The organism is Streptomyces sp. NPDC048258 (assembly GCF_043201995.1).
Classification (GTDB): Bacteria; Actinomycetota; Actinomycetes; order Streptomycetales; family Streptomycetaceae; genus Streptomyces.
The window spans coordinates 1-20,455 of the sequence record NZ_JBICZH010000038.1; the positions used below are offsets into that span (position 1 = coordinate 1).

Below are 20,455 nucleotides of genomic sequence, written 5' to 3' on the forward strand. Positions count from 1 at the left end.
AGTTGCCTGCGTGTCACGACCACAGTCCTACCGGGTTCCACCCCGCGAAGAGGACAGAATCCCGGAACTGATCACGACATCACACAGGCCCTAGAGCCGCGGGCTCCGAAGCGGCGGCTCCGCCCCACCCCACGAGAAGGCATAGGGGTCCGCGCCACCCGAGTACGCGCAGGCGATCCCCGCATCGGGCAGGTCGAACTCCTCTCGCAGCCACCCGTCCATGGAGAGGGCGGCAACCTCCGGCCGGTAGTCGGTCAACGGGAAGTCGAGAGAGACGATCTCGAGGTAAATGCCCTTCGGATACCTGGCGCACAGCTCCTCCGCACGGAGCGCGACGGCGAAGGAGAGCCAGGCCAGGTCTTCCCAGTACATGCCCGAGCCCGGAAGCAGGAGGCGTACTCCTCGATAGATCCGCACGAAAGGAGCAGATGCCTCGCCCGGCGGCACAGTTCGGGCCGAGAGATCCGCCGCCAGTCCGCCGAGCGGACTCCTGAGCCGATACTTAAATGTTCGAATCATTCGCTCAATTCACAAACTTGAGAAGGTGGAACACATTCCGGCTGAAGTAGTTCTCGACCCCCATGCCGGTGGGACCGCGGACATAGTCGAAGTTGTGCGGCTGCGCCCCGGCCTCGCTGTAGAGGCGGCTGTGCTTCTCGAAGAATTCGTCCATCTTCTCCGGCGTCATCTTTGTGATGTCCGCCTTGTTCATTCTGGCGAAATCTTCCGCCGACACCTTGAATGTGAGGACCTCCAGCTCGATCTCCCCCGGCCCACCACGCCCGCGTATGCGCTCCGCATAGCGGACCGCCTCGTCCAACGTGCCCCAGGAATACACTCCCTCGCCCCACTGCCCTCGGGTGTCCGCCTCAGGCCAAGGATTTCCGTCACCTCTGAGCCGTGTGGCGTTGGCAGGGTCCTGCACCGTGTGGAACTCATGGTAGTCCGGCGCAAGCCCCAGGTGGTCGGTGGAGTGCAGGGGATTGGGTACGTATGCCGACGGATTCGGCGCAGGTGCGAGTCCGAGGGGGTCGGTACTCAAGTACCGGCCGATTTCAGGGTCGTAGTAGCGCAGGCAATTGTAGTGGATACCGGTTTCCGGGTCGAAATACTGACCGGCGAAGCGAAGGGGCGTGTAGGCGGACGCACCGCTGTTCCAGGCCGTGGCGCCCCAGAGCGTTGCCCGGCTTCGCCAGCAGATGGTGACCTCTTCGTCGATCAACTCCGTGGGAGTCCCGATGAGGTCGGTGACGATGGCGAAGAACCGTTCGTCGATCACCTCCTGGAGTGCTCCGCCGGATATGACGCGTTCCGTCTGGGCGAGGGGCCGTAGGCCGTCGTGGTCCCAGGTGAGAACGACCGATGGGGTGCGGGCCTCGCCCAGCGTCGTGGCCTGTTCGCACAGGAGCGTGCCGTCCCACGCGAAAGAGACCTGCTCCAGGACTTCGACGCCGTCGGGCGCCAAGCGCTGCTTGGCGGTGCGGCGGCCCAACGCGTCGTATGAGTAGCGCCACACCGTGCCGTCGGGCGTGGTGACTCTCGTCAGACGGTCTTCGGGGTCCCACTCATAGCGCCAGGTATCCGGTTTCCTGGAAAGCCGGGTCTTCCGGCGCAGGACGACCCGGCCGAGCTCGTCGTGCTCGTACCGGACGCTGCCCGCCCGGGTGAGCGCCGTGCCGGTGTACTCCCGCTGCCCCGTGGCCTCCCGGCCCGGATGCGTGGCGGCCAGGAGGCTTCGGTCTGGTTTCCGGTCGCGTCATAGGCGTAGCGCTCGGTCCATTCCGAGGCACGCACGGCGGTGACGCGCCCCGCCGCATCCAGCTCGAAGCGGCGGCTGCCGGAAAGCTGGTCGTCCATCGCGATCAGCTTTCCGTCACCGCGATAGGTGTAGGAGCGGTGCTGAAGACTGTTCCCCGCACCCGAAACCAGGTGGTCGGTGAGGCGGCCGAGTTCGTCGTACGTAGAGGCGAAGGTGAGCCCCTCCCCGATGCGACGGGCCGTCTCGCGGCCTGCAGCGTCCCTCTCGAAGGACAGCGTCCGGCCCGCGGTCGTCAGCTCCGCCCGCCGGCCCATCGCGTCGTACGCCCAGGAGCTCACCGCTCCGGACGGTGTCGTACGGGAGATCCGGCGGCCGAGCCCGTCATAGGTGTAGCTCACAGTGCGGCCGTTCACCGTCTCGGACCGGAGACGCCCGAACCGGTCACGGAGGTGCGTGACCGTCGCATCAGAGCCGACCGCTTCGGCAAGCTGCCCTGACAGGTAGTAAGTGAACGTCGAGCGGCCGCGCGGGCGAGGCGGCGCCGCCTCGCCCGAATCTCCGAGATCTGCGGAAATAGTGCTGTTTGCCCGTAGACTCCAGCCAGGTCTTGACCAGCAACAACGCGGAAGGGAACTGGCGATGGCGCAGCAGAGTGACAAGCGGCCGGGCGACGTCGAGGTTAACCTCACCAAGGAGGGGGCGCGGGTGTCCTTCACGCTGGACGTGGACGCCGTCACCAGGTGTCTCGAGAAGGACGGTGTACTGACCATCCGCTTCGAGGAGATCGGTTCGACGAAGCTGACCGACCTGCCCGACAGCATGGTCACTTCGAACTGAGTGCCGCCGGGAATCACGCTGCGATGGCACTCTTTTCCCCGGTCGGGCCGACGAAGCTCGGCCTGGCCTACAGCAGTTACGTAGGACCGTTCCTGGCGGACCATCCCGGGAAGATCGACTACGTCGAGGTTCCCTTCGAGCTTGTCCATTACGACCGCAGGCCGCTCGGCCTGCCCGATGGCATGCCGCTGCTGCTCCACTGCGCCTCGCTGTCCCTGGCCGGGGACGTGCCGCCCTCGGCAGAGATCGTGGACTCGCTCGCGGCGTGGGTGAGCAAGACTGGTGTTCCCTGGCTGAGCGAGCACATGGCGTTCGTCACCTCCGGGCCGTCCGCGGGTTTCGACGGGTCGGCAGTGCCGTCGTATGACGTTGGCTACTCCGTCAATCCGCCCTTGAACGCGGAAATCGCGCAGCGGGTGATCAGCGCTGTGGACTGTTACCGGCACCGGTTCGGTGTACCGCTGCTGCTAGAGAATCCGCCGATCTACTTCGCGCCGCCGGGCACCACGATGACACCGACGGAGTTCGCCAACCTCGTGTGCGCAGGGTGCCCGGCACGGCTGCTAGTCGACCTGGCCCACTTCTACCTCAGTTGCCGCAACCTCGGGCTCGATCCGGTGAGCGAGCTGCTGGGGCTTCCGCTCGACCGGATCGATCAGCTCCACATCTCTGGGGTGAGTGAGCGGGACGGCGCCTGGTGGGACGACCACACCGTGCGCGCCCCCGACGAGGTCCATGACCTGCTCTCGCTGGTGCTGCGCAGCACCCCGGTCGCGGCGATCACTCTGGAGTACAACTGGTCGGGCAACTTCCCGATCTCGGCCCTGCTCGAGGAGATCGAGCGGGTACGCGGCAGCCTGACCGTGGCCGGGGTGGTCGCATGACGACCGCGGCGGTTCAGCAGTTCCTGGCGCGCTGTGTCGTCGATCCGCCGTTCCTCGTGCTGGCCCGCAACGATCTCCAGGGCGCTCTGTCCGGGTTGGACCTCACCGGCCAGGAACGGCAGGAGTTCCTGAGCCTGGACCTGAACCGGGTGCGTACCTTCGCGGGCTTCGTCACCAAGGTGCAGAACAACACGCTGTGGCACACGTTTCCGTACACCCGGCTGCTGGTGGATCACTACGGTCTCGACCTCGAGCTGTTCTCCGCCTACCAGGCGCAGCATCAGTGCGACCGGGCCGACCAGGTCGACCGCACCGAGCGCACCCGGCACTTCGCCGCGTTCTTCCCCGGCTGGGTGGCCTCGATCGGGGCCACGCGCTACCCGGGCCTGCTCGACCTGTTCCAGCACGAACGCCTGTGGTTCGAACAGCGGCTCGCGCTGCAGGTCGCAGTGCCGGACCAGGGACGCCCCGTCGACCCGGCCATCCTCGACCGGGACGCGCGCGCCGCGGACCGGCTCGTGCCGCGGATCCGGGGTCTGCTGCTCATTGAGTCCTTCCGTCACGACCCGGACCGCGTCATCCAGGCCCTGCAGACGGGTCGGCGGACACTGGCCGATCTGACGGAGTTGCCGCGCCTGCTCGCCTACTGGGGAGACCGGGACTCGCTGCAGCTGCGCATCTTCGAGGTCGATGTGCACCTGTGCGACCTGCTCGACCGTGTCGACGGCAGGCACACCCTTGGGCAGCTGCTTCCCGCTGGCGACCCACTGCGGTCGGCGCTGCGAACAGTCGTACGCCGGATGGCCAAGGTCGGGGTGCTCACCTTCCACGAAGGGGACTGACGCGCTGTGCGGATCGTCCTCTGCGACAACGTACTCATCGACCAGGCTCGTCCGGACGCACCGTTCGATCTGCAGCCGCACCTCGGACTCCTGTCGCTGTCAGCCGTGGCCCGCGAGCACGGGCACACCGCGACGGTGTTCGATCCGAGTCTGGCGCTGCACCGTCGGCAGCTTCGCCTCGACGAGACGTTCTACCGCGGGCTCGCGTGGGCGCTGCTCGATGAGGAACCCAATGCGCTCGGTCTCACGACGCTGGGCTGCAATCTCATCTGCACCGCGAAGGTCGCCGGTCACGTCAAGCGGCAGCGACCGCACCTGCCGATCCTGCTGGGCGGTCCGCACGCAACGATCCTGCATCGCGAGCTGCTGCGGCATTTCGACGCCTTCGACATCGTCGTACGCGGCGAAGCCGAGGCGGTGCTTCCCGCCCTGCTCGAACGCTCCTGTGCCGGCGACCTGTCGGGCACGTTCGGGCTGAGCTACCGAGTGGGCGACGAGGTCGTGTCGACCGCGGACACCCCGCAGTTCGGCGACCTCGACGAGCTGCCCTTCCCGGCCTACGATCTTTACCCCATCGCAGAGCTGGGCCTGCACTCACTGCGGGTGGAGGCCGGGCGCGGCTGCCCGTTCAGCTGCACCTTCTGCTCGACCGCGTCGTTTTTCGGCCGCCGCTACCGCCTGAAGTCGTCCGAGCGGCTGGTGAGCGAGCTCGACCACCTCCACCGCACGTACGGGATCAGCGACTTCGCGCTGACCCACGACATGTTCACGGCCAACAAGCACAAGGTGCGCCATTTCTGCGAGACCGTGGCCGGGCGTGGATACACCTGGTCCTGCTCGGCCCGCATGGACTGCGTCGACAGCGACCTGCTGGCCACCATGTACGAGTCCGGCTGCCGCTCGATCTACTACGGCGTCGAGACCGGCTCGGCCCGGATGCAGAAGATCAGCCGCAAGCATCTCGATCTCGGCCTGGTCCACCCGACCCTCGACCTCACCGGCGATCTCGGCATGAAGTCGACCGTTTCCGTGATTACGGGGTATCCCGAGGAGACGAGCGAGGATCAGGACGCCACCCTCGACCTGCTCGGCGAGTGCACGGCGCGCTCACCAGATCTGATCAACCTGCAGCTGCACCTGCTGACTCCCGAGCCCGGCACCGCGCTGCACGACGAGTACGGCGAGCGCCTCGCATACGACGGCCACATCAGCGACTTCAACTTCCCCACGCTCGAACCCGACGACAGCCGGGTGATGAGCGACCACCCGCAGTTGTTCATGAACCACCACTACTACCCGACCGTCCTGACCCGGTCCCGGCATTTGTTCGTCGACCGGGCCTTCCCGCTGCTGTACGCCCTGGGACACTCGTTGCTGCGCCGCATGCTCCACGACTTCGACGGGCGGCTGAGTTCGCTGGTCCGCGAGCTGCACACGTTCGCCGACGCGGCGTCGGCGCCCCTTCCCGACGGCCCGCTGCTCGTCGACTTCGTCCGGCACACGTGGGGAGCGGCGCACCCGATCTGCTCGGCGGTCCGCTTCCTGGTGATGGGTGAAGGGCTGCGGGCGAAGACGCTGGCCGAGTCGGCGGACGAGGCTGGCGGGGCGGTCCCGTCGTGTCGGCTCAGCCCGTCGGCGGGGCTGCTGCGCGACATGCACGACGTGCCGTCGCTGCTGGCCAGCCTGCAGGCGGATCAGGTGGCGTCAGCCGTCGCTCCCATGGCGCCGGACCGCAACCTTCTGCTGTTCGTCGACGTGGCGCAGCCGGATCGCGTCCGGTCGTTCGACGTCGACGGCATCGCCCTCGAATTCGTGGCCTGGCTCGCCGCGCCCCGATCCGGCGAGGAACTGTCGCACTGGCTCTCCCGCGACGACGACCAGCACGGGAGCCTGCGATCCTTCGCCAGTGACCTGTTCCGCCTCGGCGTACTGCTCGACACAACGGAGCCCGCGCGGGCCTCACGACCTGATGCGAGCCCTGTGTGAACCCATTCGCGCAACCCCGGCCCAAGGCGTCGGTACTCGATGCGATCGAAGGCTATTACCTGGCCAGCACCCTCAACCAGCTGCACAGGGTCGGGCTGCTCGAGCAGTTGCGCGGCGGCAGCACGGTCGAGCGACTCGGCTGCCGTTTCGGCTACACGCCGGACCTGCTCGCGACGCTGCTGGAGTTCCTGGTACAGCGCACCGACCTCGTCACCCGCTCCGGTAACGAGTACCGGCTCGCGGAGACCTTCACTGACGAGTACTTCCTGGGCTTCCAGTTGGATAAGTTCATCGGCGGCTACGGTCCAGCCATCGCCAGCCTCGAGGAGAGCCTCCGCCGGGAAGACTGGGGCTGCTCGCTGGTGAATCGGGTCGTGGAGTCCGAGGCGTACGGCCGTTTCGGTCCACCTCCCAACCCCGTCGTGCTCGCCATCATGCGGACCCTGACCTCCCAGGCGATGCTCGACATCGGGTGCGGCCCAGCAACCACGCTCACAGCCCTGGCGGAACGTGATGCCGCATTCCGGGGCTGGGGCGTGGACGTGGTCGAGTCGATGTGCGACGCGGCGCGCGCCCGCATCAGCCGATTCGGCTTCGAGGACCGAATCAAGATCATTCACGGCGACGGCCGCGACCTCGCCGCGGTGCTGCCGGCCGACCTGCGAGAGCATGTGGAGGTCGTCCACTGCAATTCGGTAATCAACGAGTTCTTCGGCGGCGGCGACAGCGGGGCCGTGGCCTTTCTGCGCAGCCTCAGCGCGCTGTTCCCCGAACGGCTGCTGCTCAACGTGGACTACTACGGCAAGCTCGGCCGAGTCGACGCTATCCCGTCGCAGTATCGGCACACGGTAGTCCACGACGTCATTCAGGCGCTCACCGGCCAGGGCATTCCGCCTGAGAGCAGGGAGGAGTGGCTGCCGATCTACGAAACTGCTGGGGTACAGCTCGAGCACACCTTCGAGGGGGACGACTCCGGCATCGAGTGGTTCGTCCACGTCGTGCGGCTCTGACACCGAACAGCTCTCCTCGCCCACCCCTTGTCGATCGGGGTGCGGGGCTTGCCGATCGTCGGATGGCGATAGTCGAGGCGGTTTTGACTGCGGTCACTCCACCCCCACGATCGCAGTAACACCCCGGCTGCGAACCGCCCTTGCATACAAAAGCCGACAACGGCGAGCCCCTGGCGCTCAGGACCGCTTACGGCGGCGGGCTCGCAGCGGCCGGTAGCCGGCAGGTCGAGCTTGGCGAGCTCGGTGTCGACCTCCACGTTGATCGTGCCGAAGAAGTTCACGTTCTCGCTGTGGGCCGGGGAAATGTGCGCGAGGAGTTCGTCGTCGACCGCCCGGCCCTCGGCGCGCATCTGCGCGATGGCCAGCCCGTAGTACTCCGTAGTCCAGGTCACCACAGAGTTGGTCAGCAGCGTCAGGCACCACGCCTGCTCGGTCTGCCCGGACAGGTGACGGTGCCGGATCGCGCCCTCGTGCGCGTACAGCAGGCTGCGGCGAAGCGAGTGCAGGGACTCGCCCTTGTTGAGCTGCCGGGCGATCTTTCTGCGGTAGGTCTCGTCCGCCAGATAGCGGGCGGCGTAGACCGTACGGCGAAGCGCCCCGTACTCCTTCAAAGCCGCGGCGGGCGGCGAGCACGACCAGCTGCTCCAGCATGTCCAGCTCGTCGGGCCAACGGCCGCGCAGCTCGTCCCAGGCGGTGAGCATCGCCTCGCGGGCCTCATCCGCGGTCTCCACCGCGTGCACCCGCCCGCCGGCGGCGAGCATCTGGAGGGCCTGGGCGTGGTCGCCGGTCCGCCAGACATCGAGGGCCTGGCGCTCGGCCTCGTCCTGCTGGCGGCGGTTCTCGGTGAGGGTGGCTCCGCGGACCAGCCGGTGGACCTCGGCGAACCAGCCGCCGACGCCCACGGCCTGGGAGCTGCTTCGGGTCGCCGATCCTCGGCGTCGGCCGCTCCACCCTCTACCGAACCCTCGCCGCATACGACGAAGCCACCGCGACCACCGCCGACACCGTGCGCCCGGTGACGCCCACCGGGCCGACCGCATTGGAGAACGCGTGACCACCAAGCCGGCCGCAGAAGCGGGTGCCGGGCCGTACGATGCGGCGGGGCCAGCCGGTCATGGTTGGGCCACGGCCGGCCCCACCGCCATCGACCCCTACGTCCGCGAACTCATCGACCAGATCGTCCAGGCCGTACGCGTCGGCGACGATCCGCACTCTGTCGGGGATGCCAGAGTGCGCCAGAGCTAATCGCGTCGGTACTGCGCCTTTTGACATGGCACCCACAGGATGACGTCTGTCCTTTTGGGCTTGGCCCAGCAGTTCGTCCAAGGCGAAAGGGGTGGGTCGGTGTATCGCAGGATCAAGGTTGCGGCAGCCGTCATGCTGGTCTGTGTACTCGGGGCCTGCGGTGGTGGGGGCGGGGGCTCGGATGCTGCCGATACGCATGGCTCTCGGGCGCCGTCTGGGGACGCAAAGGCGACACCAGACGTGCCCCGACTTGCTGTGCCTGCCGCATTCGATGGGACGAAAGGCTGGGCGCAGTCACCCGCTCCGAAGGGAACCGTCGCTGTCGCGCCCACGCCCGGCTTAGCCGTTACCGTGACCAAGGCCGCGGACGGATATGTCCTGACGGCCAAGGACCTGGGAACCGGCGCGGTCCGCTGGTCCACGAAGCCGTGGTGGCCGTTCGACTCCGTCCGGGGCGAGCTGCCGCTCCCGCAGGTCGTGACCACTGGTGGCAAGGACTACGTTGCGCTGTCGATCAGTGGGACTCCCGGCGAGAATGCTCTGACCAACAGCAAGCCGACGGTCCGGATCGCGATCTACCCGGCGGACTCTTCGGGGGACGCGCTGGCCCCTGCCCGGACGATTGACATTCCGGCGGCGGAGCCGAACGCGCTACCCTCCGCTCAGGGTGCTCAGCTGGTCTACTTCGGTAATCAGCAGGCCGTCACAGTCGTGGACGTGGTCTCCGGCAAGACCACATCGTACGCCGATGATGCGCTCAAGGCCCCTGATGCTGGCGCATGTTGGGGTTGCGGGCACGGGATCAGAACCGTAGGTATCACCTCGCGCGGCCCGCTTGTCCAGGGAGACAAGCCATACCACTTCTGGGGGCCCGGAGCGTGGTATGGCGATTCCAACGTCCCTCCCGGCGCGGAGGCTCCCGGCAGCTTGAACATGGCAACCATCCTTAGGACAGTCGATGACCTGGTCATCGCTGGCTGGCCGGCGGCGGGCGACGAAACCGGCCCGCGCGTGTGGGCGGTACATGAAGCGTCCACAGGCAAGGTCAAAGCATCAGCGACCTGCGCCTCCGACGTGGGCAATCCGGGCGGCTCCGACCCGAAAGACATCCATCCCGCCCTCTCGGCCGACCACCGCTACCTCGTGGACGGGGTACTGACCTTCGACCTCACCACCGGCAAGGGACAGTGCTCGTCAAGTACAGCGGACAAGAAGGAGGCCGTCTTCACCGCTGTCGACAACGACGGTACTGCTTACGGGCATACGGTCGCGGCGAACGGACGCTCCACATCCCCGGTCAGCCTGTCCATCTCCACCGGGACGGCTGCCCCGCTGCCCTCCGGTACCAAAGCGCCTACCTTGATCCTTAAGGATCAAGCGGTCTATATAGGGGAGGACGGCGATGCGTACAGCGTGGTCGTGTACCCGCGCCGTTGAGCTCTACCAGGCCCACGAAGCGGTAGAGCTTCCTGTTGCTCCCGAGTGTCGTCAAACTACGGCGAGCTCAAGGGATCGACGCGCTTCTCCGCAACGGCGTCGAACGCGACAACATCCACGTCGACATCGCCAGCGGCGCGAAAGCCTCCCGCCCGACGCTCGGCCTCGTCATGCAGCTGAGTCGCGACCTTCCAGTCCGACGACAACTTCGGAGCCGGAATGGCCGTCATCATGTACGCGCCGCGGAGCCACTGACACTTTCGCTGTCGTAAGTACTGACGCTCCCCTGTCACCCGACACCGCAACCACAGGCCACCAACAAGCCAACCAGCCCCAGATCCACCCTCGAACCACCGGTCGACCAGCATCGACCCACGGTAGAGCCACATCCCCGGTTGACGAAAAGACAGCCCATCGGACGGGTAGATCAGCCCCTGGAACCCGCCCGGCGGGACACCTCACCGACCGGCCGACCATCACACTGTGTGCTCTTTGGCCTCGGCCACAGAAGGTGCGCCCACGCGAGACCGGCGGCCAAAGGCCGGTGCACGGGAGCTACTCCGCACCACTCCCGGTCCCAGCCACTGTGCTCGTTCTGACGATCAGGCGGCGTCCCCGGGGTGCCTCCCGGGGGCTGCTCCGCAGCCGTGGCGAGGACGTCGACCAGGCGCCGGAGCGAGTGCAGCGCGGGGTCATCTGTGGCGACATGGTGCAGCAGGATGTAGGCGCTTCCACCCTCCAGAGCGTGGACCAGCTTCCCGCCGAAGACCGTGTCGTCCGCGTCGCGCACGGCGGCCCGCATCGACTCCTCGGTCTAGGCCATCCGCGCGAGGCCGGCGGCGAACTCCAGCTCGCCCCGGTACGGGATCCAGCGGCGTTCCTCGTACGCGGCGAGCAGGGTCGTGGCGTCACGCTCCACTACCCGCCACGCGAGGTCGGCGGGTCCCATATCCGTCTTCCCCCGGCTGGGCCGGCCCGAGTGGCAGGACTCGCACAGGGCGACCCGGCGGGCGATTCCGGAGGCCGGGTGGAAGGTGACTGTGAGGGCCGGATCGGCAAGGACCTGGTCCTCGTCCGGGCACAGGTGGCAGCGCGGGGCGACGGCGACCAGGCGGAGCGCCCTGGCGCCGGGGGTGCGGGAGATCGGGGTCTTCACCGGTGCCCAACGAGGTCAGCGCACGTGCGTGACGCGGTGCCCGGAGAACGCGAAGAGGCCCCCGGAGCGCAAGGGCACCGACCCCGACGTCGCCGCCGCGGTGCGCTCAGCCCTGGGCGAGTGGGACGCCGCGCAGCGGAGCGGGGCTGCCTCCGGCCAGACGGCGGCTGTCTGACTTGCCGCGCCGGGGGGCCGTCGCTCCGACCACCCGGCTGGCCGGGACGCGTCGAGACCGCGGCCACGCGTGCCCGCTCAACAGCTCTATCCTGAGTGCGGCTCCTGGCTCTTCCGTCGCAGTTCAATGGCCAGGTCCGAAACTGCTCGTTGAAATTCATCGACAGGTACAACACGCCGGTGCCCGTTGTGCGCAGGCCAGAAGGCAACGTAGCAGCGGAGGCAGACGCTCGCCTCCCTCCATATCTGCATCCGGAACGGAAGAATCTCCTCGCTCTCGCGGGTGTTCGCTACGGCTTCCGCATTGGAACGGAACGCCAGGCGCAACACGAGAAGAACCAGGGGCAGGACCACGACCAGCGCCGCTATGGTGCGGCCGGTCGTCGTACCCTCATCAGGGCGTGCAATGAACAGGTACACCGGGATCAAACACACAAGCATTGCGAGGTAGCAGCCACAGCTGTTTTCATCCCGGTAGCTACGGGGAGGGCTGAACCGCGATGCCAGGTCGCTCTCGCTCCATCCGCTGTAGCTGCCGTCAGGGCCCCACGAACCTGACGAAGAAGATGTTCCTCCGAAGCTGCCGTTTCCGCTTTCATATACTGTGCGAACGCTTCGAACCTGGTCAACTCGTCCGCACCGTGCACACGCAGCCAAGTCCCCACCCCCACACTCGTCGGGCATCGTTTCCCGACAGTATGTGATGACTACCCGGCAAAGTCGTCCAGTTCACTGTGCAGCCCGAAAAAACGGCCGACACTCGAGCGCTCTGGCTCCAGACCGCGACGCGCCAAATCGAAGGTTGACGTCCGCCACCGGGCCCATCCCGCTCCTGCCACCACGCCGACGACTACTAGTAGGGCTTGGTCAGGTTCAGTCGTTGGTGGCGTGTCCGGATGATCGGTATGCCGTTGATCGGATATGACGTCTGGGGAGTTGGCTGGGGTCCGGTGTGACCTGGAGGATTTCGCGGCAGAGGTGTTCGAGCCATTCGCGCGTGCGGATCAGCGTCGGTGGGGGTCGGTCTACCTGCGCGGGCTGCTGACGGGCGGCGGACGCAAGTCGGTCGAGCCGATGGCCGCCCGGCTCGGCGAGGACGGGAACCGGCAGGCCCTGGCACACTTCATCACCTCCAGCCCATGGGACCCGGCCCACGTGCGGGCCCGCCTCGCCTGGAAGATGCAGGCGGCCATCAAGCCGACCGCGCTGATCATCGATGACACGGGGTTCCTCAAGGACGGCGACGCCTCGGCGTGCGTGACGCGGCAGTACACCGGCACCGCGGGCAAAGTCACCAACTGCCAGGCCGGGGTCTCGCTGCATTTGGCCGGCGACCATGCCTCGTCTGCGGTCAACTGGCGGCTGTTCCTCCCGGAGACCTGGGACCCGGCCTCGCCGAAGGCCGATCCCGCGAAAGTGACCCGCCGGGCGAAGTGCGGCATCCCCGAGGGACTCAGCATCGTCGAGAAATGGCAACTGGCCCTGGACATGGTCGACGAGACACGGTCGTGGGGCCTGGACGTCCCACTGGCCGTCGCCGATGGCGGATACGGGGACACCGCCGCCTTCCGCCTCGGCCTCGAGGAACGCGGACTGCACTACGTGGTGGGCATCTCCACCACCGTGACCGCCCAGCCCGGCGACGCGGCACCCTGCACTCCGCCCTACTCCGGCACCGGGCGCCGTCCCGCAGCGCAGTACCCCGAGACGGCCCAGAGCGTGAAGGAGATGGTCATCCAGGCCGGACGGAAGACTGCCCGGTCAGTGCAATGGCGCGAGGGATCCCGTCCCGGCACCGGCCGCAGCGGCGTCAAACGCATGTACTCGCGCTTCACGGCCCTGCGGATCAGGCCCGCCGGGCGCCAGATCCGCAAAGCCGTCACCGGGCCAGAGCTGCCCGCCTGCTGGCTGCTGGCCGAGTGGCCCGCCAGGGAGGCGGAGCCGGTCCAGTTCTGGCTCTCGAACCTGCCCGCAGACACACCGCTGACCACACTCGTGCGGATGGCGAAGCTCCGCTGGCGCATCGAGCACGACTACCGCGAGATGAAACAGGCCCCGGGCCTGGCCCACTTCAAGGGCCGCACCTGGCGCGGCTGGCACCACCATGTCACCCTCGTCTCCGCCGCCCACGCCTTCTGCACACTCCAGCGGCTGGCCAGAGCCCCAAAAGACACGGCGCCGGCCTGACCCTCTACCGGGTCGTCCGCGAGTTACAGACCCTCCTCGCCCTCTGGACCGGCGCCTGCCCCACCTGTCACCGCGACATACCCACACCAACACCAACCTGACCAAGCCCTACTAGTGTCCTGCGCCCGAAGTTCGTAGGCAGTTCTGCTGCGCCACGAACGGTCAAGACGCCTGGTCGGCTACTTGGATTGGGCCGGAGCGGCACGTCGAAACTACCGACGAATTAACGGCGCAGGACACTAGCTCGGGGTCGCCGGTCGCTGATCCATGCGATGACATACGCTGCCGCAAGGAGCGGCACGATCCGCACGGGGGAGCCGAGAGGTCGATGGCACAGGAGCCGATGACACACCGACGGGACGCCGGGTCGCCGGGGGGCGCTGCCGGTGGTACCTGGGACTCGGCCTTGCCGGCCGGGGAGTTCGCCGCGGTCAAGGGGGTCGGGTTCGAGCCGGTCGGGCAGGTGCTCGGTACGGCCGTCTTCAACATCGGGTACGAGGGCCTCTGGGGCTGTCCGGGCGCCTGGACGGTCACGGACGGGGTCAAGAAGCCTTCCCCGCCGATGGGTTCATCCTTCGCCCCGATGGTGGGGACGCTCTACGCGGCCCGTCGGCTGGCGCTGGCCCGAGCCGTGGCCGAGTGCCGCGCGCTCGGCGGCGACGGGATCGTCGGGGTGGACCTCCGGGTCGATAGATTCACGTCACACACAGTGGAGTTCACCGTGCTGGGCACCGCGGTCCGGGCCCGGTCGAGGATCCGGCCCCGCGCGCCTTTCACCTCGCACCTGAGAGGCCAGGACTTCGCCAAGCTCCTGAACGCCGGATGGGTTCCCACCGGACTCGCCTTCGGCATCGCGATGGAGACCCGGCATGACGACTGGTCCACCCTCCAGAGCTCCTGGACCGCCGGGAACCAGGAGGTCGAGGGCTACACCCAGTTGATCAGCCGGGCCCGTCAAGGGGCCCGTAAGCAGCTGGCCATCGACGTGGCGAAGCACGGCGCCGACGGAGTGGTCGTGGACGAAGTGGAGCTGACGGTGCACGGGAGGGAATGCCCGGGCGTCGGCGGGATCGGGGGCGGCGCGTATGCGCGCGACTGTATCGCGGAGGCGGTCTTCGTCGGCACCTCCATCGCCCGGTTCGGCCGCTCCCGGCGGCCCGCCGGGCCCGAACCACTGACCATCATGAGACTGGAGCGCGAGCACTGACATGACAGAGCGAACGGGACGGGAACCGGCCGGGGCAGCCGCGCAGCCGGTCGCCGAGGCGATATCCGAGGAAGCGATGCGGCGGCTCGCGCAGCTCCAGCCGGGGGAGAAGGGCTCGTTCTTCACCTCGGACCTGACGGTGAACGAGTTTCTGCTGGTGCGCGAGGCCGACTTCCGCCCGCTCGGCCTCGTCCTAGGCTCCTCGGTCTACCACGTAGGCATCCAGCTCGGCAGGTGGACGAAGAACCAGGAGCTGACCAAGCTCTCCGAGGCCATGTACCACGCGCGGGATCTGGCGATGAGCCGGATGGAGGCCGAGGCGAGTGCGCTGGGGGCCGACGGGATCGTTGGGGTGCGGCTGGACATCGAATTCAAGGAGTTCGGCTCGGACATCGCCGAGTTCATCGCGGTCGGTACGGCGATCAAGGCCGACGGCGCGGACCCGGGACCGGGCGGGACCTGGCTCAACAACAAGGGCAAGCCGTTCACTTCGGACCTGTCCGGCCAGGACTTCTGGACGCTGATCCGGGCCGGGTACGCGCCGCTGGACATGGTCATGGGCTCGTGCGTCTACCACGTGGCGCACCAGCGCTTCGGCCAGGCGCTGAGCACCGCGGGCCGCAACGTCGAGATCGAACCGTTCACCCAGGCCCTCTACGACGCGCGCGGGCTGGCGATGAGCCGCATGCAGGCGGAGGGCAGGGCCCTGGACGCCGAGGGGATCGTGGCGGTCCAGCTCAGGCAGCACTCGCACAGCTGGGGATCGCACACCACCGAGTTCTTCGCCATCGGGACGGCGGTGCGGCCACTGCGCGAGGACCACGTCATCGACCGGCCGACCACGGTGCTGGGCCTCGATGCCTGAGCCCGAGCGGGAAGTGGAGCTGCTGGCCGCGGCGCTGCGCCGGGACAGCACGGACCTGAACCTCTACGTCAACGTGCTGTCGGCGAACCTGGCGGACTCGTTGCCGCCCGGCGCCGTACGGATCAGGCGCAGGCGTTCCGTCGCGGAGCGGCTGGCCGGGCGCGAGGGTTCGGTCGCCGAACTGGACGTGGCCCTCGGGGATCAGCGGCTCTCGCTGCGGATGGACCGGGGGCAGGTGGCCGGGGAGATCAGCCACGAGGTACGGGGCGTCGTGCTTTCCCGGCGCCCCGCGGACCTGAACGAGTGGATCGGCGCCCTGGCCCGGTCCCTGGCCGGAGCCGCGGCCTCGAACGCCCGTGCCCGCGAGGCCGTCGAGCGCTTCCTGGCCTGACCCCGCCCCCGTGGTCCGTGCGCTAGGTTCTGTCTCTTTGGTCAGCGTCGTGCCCAGATGAGGATGGCGGCGAGGTGGAGTGCTGCCTGGTAGGCGATGGCCAGTTTGTCGCATCGTGTGGCCAGGCCGCGCCACTGCTTGAGGCGGTTGATGCAGCGTTCGACGCTGTTCCGCTGCTTGTAGATCTCGGCGTCGAAGCCGGGCGGGCGGCCGCCTCGGCGTCCTCGCCGCAGGCGGTGGCCGATCTGGTCGGACGGCTGCGGGATGACCGCGCGGATCCCGCGTCTCGCAGGTGTGGCTTTATTCACGAGTAGTGGTTCTGGCACAACTTCTGTGGTGACGAGCTGACGCTCGGCGCATCGTGTCGCCGACGCCGGGAACCGGCAGGTGAGCAAGTTGGTCCAGCGCCTACACGAGCAGGCGCGGCACAGGTCCACAGAAGTTGTGCCAGAACCCGAGTAGTGCCGTCGGATGTTCATGGGTTTGGGAGGCACCCGGATCCACGGTCGGGTGATGTTCACGAGTTTTAACTCGTGAATAAAGCCACTCAGCCCGCTGTCGACGCCTCTCGGTCAGGGCAACGCGCGCCGCGTTCCGGCACAGGCTCCTCTTTCAGGAAGTGGCGTAGATCGGTCATGCTGGTGTTGATCAGCCGGTCCAGGTACCGCCGACTTTGTAGGCGGGTGCTGGGTCTGTACGGCTCCTCTGCGGTCGGTTCCGGCAACGCGAGGGCGATCTGCGCGATGTCTTCGGAAGTCATGGTGGTGTCCTGCGTGTTGCCGCACAGGAACCCTGCCGGGCAGCGGGTGCTGCCCAGCAGGGTTCGTATGGTGTCGGTCGGTTATGCGGCGGGTGTGCCCAGGCGCACTACCTGGGGGTCGTGTGTGCCGTTGCGGTTGCCGGTCTGCGGGTCGATGCGGAAGATGCCGCTGGCTCCTTCGATGACGTTGGTGGTGGCGAAGAGGTAGAGCTGTGCCCTTACCGCGTAGACGGTGGGCGGGGTCTGGGGCGGGTTGATCGCGTGGCGGATGGCCAGGGCGGCGGTGACGACCGCATCGTGTGCCATGACTGCCCATCCGCTGGCCAGGTGGCCCGTGTCGAATGTCTGGCCGTGGTGGGCGCGGCCGAAGTCGTCGGCGAAGTCCCGGTAGAGGCTGTGGTCGGGGTTGGCGTCGGAGGCGAGCTGGCCGGGGTCGGCGAGGGGTACGTAGAGGACCGAAATCGGGGCGCCGGGGTCGTTGAGGGCGGGCAGCTTGCGGTCCAGGGTTGCGGCGTCGGAGCCGGTGACCACGGTGATGGGGGTGGTGCGGCACTGCCGCTGGCGCAGCTTCTCCAGGAAGGTGGGCAGGTAGGTCGCGCGGCCTGCGTAGACCACCAGGTCGGGTGTGACCTTGCCGCAGAGGTTCTTGCTGATGGTGTCCAGGCTGGTCTGTGCGGCGCCTCCCCGGACCTCGAAGTTGAAGGAGATGCCTCCCGCCTGGAGGTAGGGCAGGAGTCCGGTTGCCGGGTTCTGAGCGGCCTTTTCGATGGAGTTCGTGTAGAAGTCGGGCGTTCCGGTGGGGGTGGTCGGGGCGCTGACGAGGGCTGCGGTCTTCAGCTCGGGATGCTTGCGCAGTTCCTGGCTGATCGCCTGCAGCTGCGCGCTGGTGTTGGGGGCGACGCGTACCAGTCCCTCGATCCTGGTGCCGGCGTCGATGCTGCCTGTGGTGTCGAAGCCGTTCGCGGTGATCACGTCGCCGACCATCGGAATGGATGCCGCCGACAGAGACCGCGCGGCATCGACCGACTCCTGTTGGCTCAGGCCCATCCCGGTCACCGCGACGAGCGGGCCGGGTGGGCCGGTCATCTTCTTGAGCCGGTCGACGACGCCGGGCCAGTGCGATTCATCCGAGCCCATGTTCGCCAGTACCAGCCGGATCTTGGGGTAGGTGTTGCCCTCGTTCGCCTTCCGCACGGCGATGAAGGCTCCCTCGACCTGGTGTACGGCGCGGTCGCCGGTCAGGCTTTTGGGGCCCTGGGTCAGCGGCCCCATCAACGCCACCGTGACGTAGCCGTCCGTTCCTACCACGGCCGTGTTTTCGGCGTTGAGCGCAGTCAGGGCCGGCTCGTACCCCGGGCCGAAGACGCCGGGCCCGTCGCTGCCGTCGGTGATCCCGGAGCATTCCCCGCCCGCCGTGGTGAGCAGTGGGTTCGTGGTGCCGCAGTGCTTCTCGCGTTCCTGCGCGTCCAGCTGCTGCTGGTGTGCGCGCTCCGCGGCAGCCTTCGTTTTCTTCTGCTCTGTATGCCACCACTGGCCGCCGGCGATCAGAGCGAGCGCCAGCGCCACTGCGGTCACCGCGATCAGCCGGCGCCGGCCCGCAAACCAGGGCTGCCGGCCCGGACCGGCAGGGGGCGGCACGTCGGATCCGTGCACCGAGACCGGTTCGTCGGGGGGCTCCGGCGCTTCGGAGCCGTCAGCCGGGTCTGTTGCAGGACTGCCCTGCGCCGGAATCTCGTCCTGTCCCGGTTCCTCGGGACGGCGGTCCTGCGGTGGGAGCCCGGGAGCCTGCGCCGGGGGTCCGGCGTCTGCCGCTCCCCGGCTCGGTGTCGGAACCTCGGAGGCTTTCGTTTCGGCCGGCCGGTGGAGGGGCGCCGGGGATTCGGGTGTCGACACTCGTTCCGGGCGTGGTGCCGGGACGTCGCGAGGGCCGTCCGGCGGGGCCTGAAGGTCCTGAGGCAGGACCGCGGAATCCTGCGGTGGCCATCCAAGGGGGGCTCGCCCCTCGTCCAGGGCCTCCCATACCTCGGCCCAAAGGGCCTGGCCCGCTTCGATCACTCCGCATGCAGTCAGGGCAGTCAGGTACCGTCCCACGAACTTGCGGCTCGGAAGCTGGTCCAGGCGCAACGTCGTCGAGGTGGTGGCGGACGGAAGGTCACCCTTGGATGCGATTTCCACGTCCTTGTACGATTTTGTTCCCTTGAGGGCCACGAGTTCCTCGCGGAATGCTCTCTGGTCGCCTATCGCGCGGAGTCTTTCCTCCCACTTGTTCATTACGCCTGTCCTCCGGAAACAGAGGCGGAGGGCTGGCCCAGCCACGCGCTGATCTGGGCGGCTGCGCCGGCCGCGACCGTCACGAGCCCGAACGCATCGAGCATCGAGTGGCCCGACTTCAGCAGCACGACGACCACCGCCACGACCACGACGAAGACCACCACGCGCAGGCCGAGTGCCCCTGTCCCGCAGGACGGGGCAGAGGGGGCGGGCCGCAGGCTGCGACGCCGTGAAGACCGATGATTTTGCATGGAACGCCTCCTGGGCGACACGGGATTGCCGGGACGGGCCGAAGGCGCTTTACCGGAGCGCCGTGTACGGACCGTGATGAGAAGCAAGCTTCCTGTCATCGAAGGGCGGCTCGCAAGCTTTTGATCCCAGCGGAACGCGCTACCCCCAAATCCGTTGCGAGCACGAGCCGTTCCGCACTCAGCCGCACCGGATTCCTGCCCGGGACACGACCCGCCGGCCGGCGCCGCGCCCGCTGCCCCGCCGTTCCGAGCGGAGCCTCACCGCCCGTCGGCAAGGGTGCTGACCTGGCCATTGAGCATTCGGAACGCGACGGAACGGCCACGCGATCTTGCTATTGCCCGCCGGCCGTGGCGAGACTGGACATGAACGACCGCCCCGCGGCGGCCGCGACCGTGAAGCCCCGTCAAGTCCTCCTGGGCACGACGCGGACAGCACACGGAAAACGAGAGGGCCCCTGTTACCGGCAGGGGCCCTCTTCCGCACACATTCCGCGACCGCCGCCGGCATTCCGACCAGGCCCGGCAGACCCCAGCCGCCGTACCGACCGCGCTCACACCAGCAGACCCGACAGCCCCTCACGCCCGCGGGACGCCGGCCGCGCGGGGCCGGCCGTGAAACAACCAGCCCACCGCGCCCGGCAGTACGGCGCGCTGCATCCCAGCCGGATGATGCGGTCACGGCGCCTCACGCACGTCCGCCTCGCCGCCAGGCGGACAGCCCAACTGGGATACGGAAGGCTCGTCGCCCTGGCCAGCTGAAAGCCCACAGCTGCCGACGGCAGAGGCCAGAAGCTCGGGAAAGCCGATGCTGTCGACCGCGCCTGCGTGGAGGCGACGTGTGACGGCGGCCGATGCCCGGCCGACAAGCACCCCAGTGAGGGAGAACACCGACACGGCAGGTGCGCTCCTCGCCTACCCATCCCACCCAATCCGCCCGCGATGCACACCCACGACCCGCCCCACACCACCGCGAACCACCCACACAGACCCCATTACCGCGCGCGGCGGGCCGGCGCGGTGAGCGCAGGACCGCAGGCCTGCCAGTGCGGGGGCACCGAGTGCCGGACCGGGGGCAGTATCAAGGCGGGCCCGCTCCCACCCGGCGCATCCCACCGCAGGTCAGAGCCAGCGGGGATGCACCGCCTTCATCACAGCGCCGTCCACGGGGCGCAGTTGAGACCGGCCCCCTCCG

The 20,455-nt window shown here is 68.1% G+C and carries 19 protein-coding genes and 3 pseudogenes; 11 read left to right on the top strand and 11 right to left on the bottom strand.

What is annotated here, in order from left to right:
- Positions 1 to 90: 90 nt before the first annotated feature.
- Both ACGFYQ_RS39775 and ACGFYQ_RS39780 read right to left on the bottom strand, forming a co-directional pair.
- Positions 91 to 417, bottom strand: coding sequence for a hypothetical protein (locus ACGFYQ_RS39775; protein ID WP_393751913.1), 327 nt, complete (start codon positions 415 to 417; stop codon positions 91 to 93).
- 106 nt (positions 418 to 523) lie between these two features.
- Positions 524 to 2,277: pseudogene (locus ACGFYQ_RS39780) on the bottom strand (RHS repeat-associated core domain-containing protein); the annotation flags it as partial.
- A gap of 121 nt (positions 2,278 to 2,398) precedes the next feature.
- On the opposite strand from ACGFYQ_RS39780, the gene ACGFYQ_RS39785 reads away from it, so the two are divergent.
- The 5 genes from ACGFYQ_RS39785 to ACGFYQ_RS39805 are packed head-to-tail and all read left to right on the top strand — an operon-like array spanning position 2,399 to position 7,318.
- Positions 2,399 to 2,596 (top strand): hypothetical protein, encoded by a 198-nt coding sequence (locus tag ACGFYQ_RS39785; RefSeq protein WP_393751977.1) that lies wholly within the window; start codon positions 2,399 to 2,401, stop codon positions 2,594 to 2,596.
- A gap of 23 nt (positions 2,597 to 2,619) precedes the next feature.
- Positions 2,620 to 3,480, top strand: a complete 861-nt coding sequence (locus ACGFYQ_RS39790; RefSeq protein WP_393751915.1) for a DUF692 family multinuclear iron-containing protein — start codon at positions 2,620 to 2,622, stop codon at positions 3,478 to 3,480.
- Complete coding sequence (locus ACGFYQ_RS39795; protein WP_393751917.1) at positions 3,477 to 4,322, top strand: hypothetical protein; 846 nt, start codon at positions 3,477 to 3,479, stop codon at positions 4,320 to 4,322. The genes ACGFYQ_RS39790 and ACGFYQ_RS39795 overlap by 4 nt, the downstream gene beginning before the upstream one ends.
- 6 nt (positions 4,323 to 4,328) lie before the next feature.
- Positions 4,329 to 6,308 carry a B12-binding domain-containing radical SAM protein gene (locus tag ACGFYQ_RS39800; RefSeq protein ID WP_393751919.1) on the top strand — a complete coding sequence of 660 codons (1,980 nt, stop codon included), beginning with the start codon at positions 4,329 to 4,331 and terminating at the stop codon, positions 6,306 to 6,308.
- Positions 6,305 to 7,318 carry an SAM-dependent methyltransferase gene (locus ACGFYQ_RS39805; RefSeq protein WP_393751921.1) on the top strand — a complete coding sequence of 338 codons (1,014 nt, stop codon included), beginning with the start codon at positions 6,305 to 6,307 and terminating at the stop codon, positions 7,316 to 7,318. Before ACGFYQ_RS39800 ends, ACGFYQ_RS39805 begins: the two co-directional genes overlap by 4 nt.
- Here the strand turns inward: ACGFYQ_RS39805 and ACGFYQ_RS39810 are convergent.
- The 3 genes and pseudogenes from ACGFYQ_RS39810 to ACGFYQ_RS39820 form a co-directional block, all read right to left on the bottom strand.
- Positions 7,231 to 7,929, bottom strand: a complete 699-nt coding sequence (locus tag ACGFYQ_RS39810; protein WP_393751923.1) for a Tn3 family transposase — start codon at positions 7,927 to 7,929, stop codon at positions 7,231 to 7,233. The genes ACGFYQ_RS39805 and ACGFYQ_RS39810 overlap by 88 nt on opposite strands.
- Before the next feature lie 175 nt (positions 7,930 to 8,104).
- A pseudogene (locus ACGFYQ_RS39815) lies at positions 8,105 to 8,359 on the bottom strand (hypothetical protein); the annotation flags it as partial.
- Complete coding sequence (locus ACGFYQ_RS39820; RefSeq protein ID WP_393751925.1) at positions 8,274 to 8,645, bottom strand: hypothetical protein; 372 nt, start codon at positions 8,643 to 8,645, stop codon at positions 8,274 to 8,276. The gene ACGFYQ_RS39820 and the pseudogene ACGFYQ_RS39815, both read right to left, overlap by 86 nt.
- A gap of 270 nt (positions 8,646 to 8,915) precedes the next feature.
- Here ACGFYQ_RS39820 and ACGFYQ_RS39825 point away from each other — a divergent pair, with 270 nt between their 5' ends.
- On the top strand, positions 8,916 to 10,001 hold the full coding sequence (locus ACGFYQ_RS39825) for a hypothetical protein (protein WP_393751929.1): 1,086 nt from the start codon (positions 8,916 to 8,918) through the stop codon (positions 9,999 to 10,001).
- A 56-nt stretch (positions 10,002 to 10,057) separates the two neighbouring features.
- Here the strand turns inward: ACGFYQ_RS39825 and ACGFYQ_RS39830 are convergent, their stop codons facing one another.
- Both ACGFYQ_RS39830 and ACGFYQ_RS39835 read right to left on the bottom strand, forming a co-directional pair.
- Complete coding sequence (locus ACGFYQ_RS39830) at positions 10,058 to 10,234, bottom strand: hypothetical protein (protein WP_393751931.1); 177 nt, start codon at positions 10,232 to 10,234, stop codon at positions 10,058 to 10,060.
- Between the two features lie 581 nt (positions 10,235 to 10,815).
- On the bottom strand, positions 10,816 to 11,157 hold the full coding sequence (locus ACGFYQ_RS39835) for a hypothetical protein (protein ID WP_393751933.1): 342 nt from the start codon (positions 11,155 to 11,157) through the stop codon (positions 10,816 to 10,818).
- Between the two features lie 28 nt (positions 11,158 to 11,185).
- Here ACGFYQ_RS39835 and ACGFYQ_RS39840 point away from each other — a divergent pair, with 28 nt between their 5' ends.
- From ACGFYQ_RS39840 to ACGFYQ_RS39860, 5 genes are all read left to right on the top strand, one after another.
- Positions 11,186 to 11,332, top strand: a complete 147-nt coding sequence (locus ACGFYQ_RS39840; protein ID WP_393751935.1) for a hypothetical protein — start codon at positions 11,186 to 11,188, stop codon at positions 11,330 to 11,332.
- 920 nt (positions 11,333 to 12,252) lie between these two features.
- The gene (locus ACGFYQ_RS39845; protein WP_393751937.1) at positions 12,253 to 13,518 is read left to right on the top strand and encodes an IS701 family transposase; all 1,266 of its coding nucleotides are present in this window, start codon (positions 12,253 to 12,255) and stop codon (positions 13,516 to 13,518) included.
- A gap of 343 nt (positions 13,519 to 13,861) precedes the next feature.
- On the top strand, positions 13,862 to 14,725 hold the full coding sequence (locus ACGFYQ_RS39850; RefSeq protein WP_393751939.1) for a heavy metal-binding domain-containing protein: 864 nt from the start codon (positions 13,862 to 13,864) through the stop codon (positions 14,723 to 14,725).
- Between the two features lies 1 nt (position 14,726).
- Positions 14,727 to 15,590 (top strand): heavy metal-binding domain-containing protein, encoded by an 864-nt coding sequence (locus ACGFYQ_RS39855; protein WP_393751941.1) that lies wholly within the window; start codon positions 14,727 to 14,729, stop codon positions 15,588 to 15,590.
- Positions 15,583 to 15,981 carry a hypothetical protein gene (locus tag ACGFYQ_RS39860; protein WP_393751943.1) on the top strand — a complete coding sequence of 133 codons (399 nt, stop codon included), beginning with the start codon at positions 15,583 to 15,585 and terminating at the stop codon, positions 15,979 to 15,981. The genes ACGFYQ_RS39855 and ACGFYQ_RS39860 overlap by 8 nt, the downstream gene beginning before the upstream one ends.
- A 41-nt stretch (positions 15,982 to 16,022) precedes the next feature.
- Here ACGFYQ_RS39860 and ACGFYQ_RS39865 read toward each other — a convergent pair.
- The 4 genes and pseudogenes from ACGFYQ_RS39865 to ACGFYQ_RS39880 form a co-directional block, all read right to left on the bottom strand.
- Positions 16,023 to 16,268 (bottom strand): annotated as a pseudogene (locus ACGFYQ_RS39865) (transposase); the annotation flags it as partial.
- 260 nt (positions 16,269 to 16,528) lie between these two features.
- On the bottom strand, positions 16,529 to 16,741 hold the full coding sequence (locus tag ACGFYQ_RS39870; RefSeq protein WP_393751945.1) for a hypothetical protein: 213 nt from the start codon (positions 16,739 to 16,741) through the stop codon (positions 16,529 to 16,531).
- Positions 16,742 to 16,822: 81 nt separating this feature from the next.
- Entirely contained in the window at positions 16,823 to 18,316 is a 1,494-nt protein-coding gene (locus ACGFYQ_RS39875) for an ABC transporter substrate-binding protein (RefSeq protein WP_393751947.1), read from the bottom strand.
- Between the two features lie 695 nt (positions 18,317 to 19,011).
- Complete coding sequence (locus tag ACGFYQ_RS39880; protein ID WP_393751949.1) at positions 19,012 to 19,176, bottom strand: hypothetical protein; 165 nt, start codon at positions 19,174 to 19,176, stop codon at positions 19,012 to 19,014.
- Positions 19,177 to 20,455 lie beyond the last annotated feature (1,279 nt).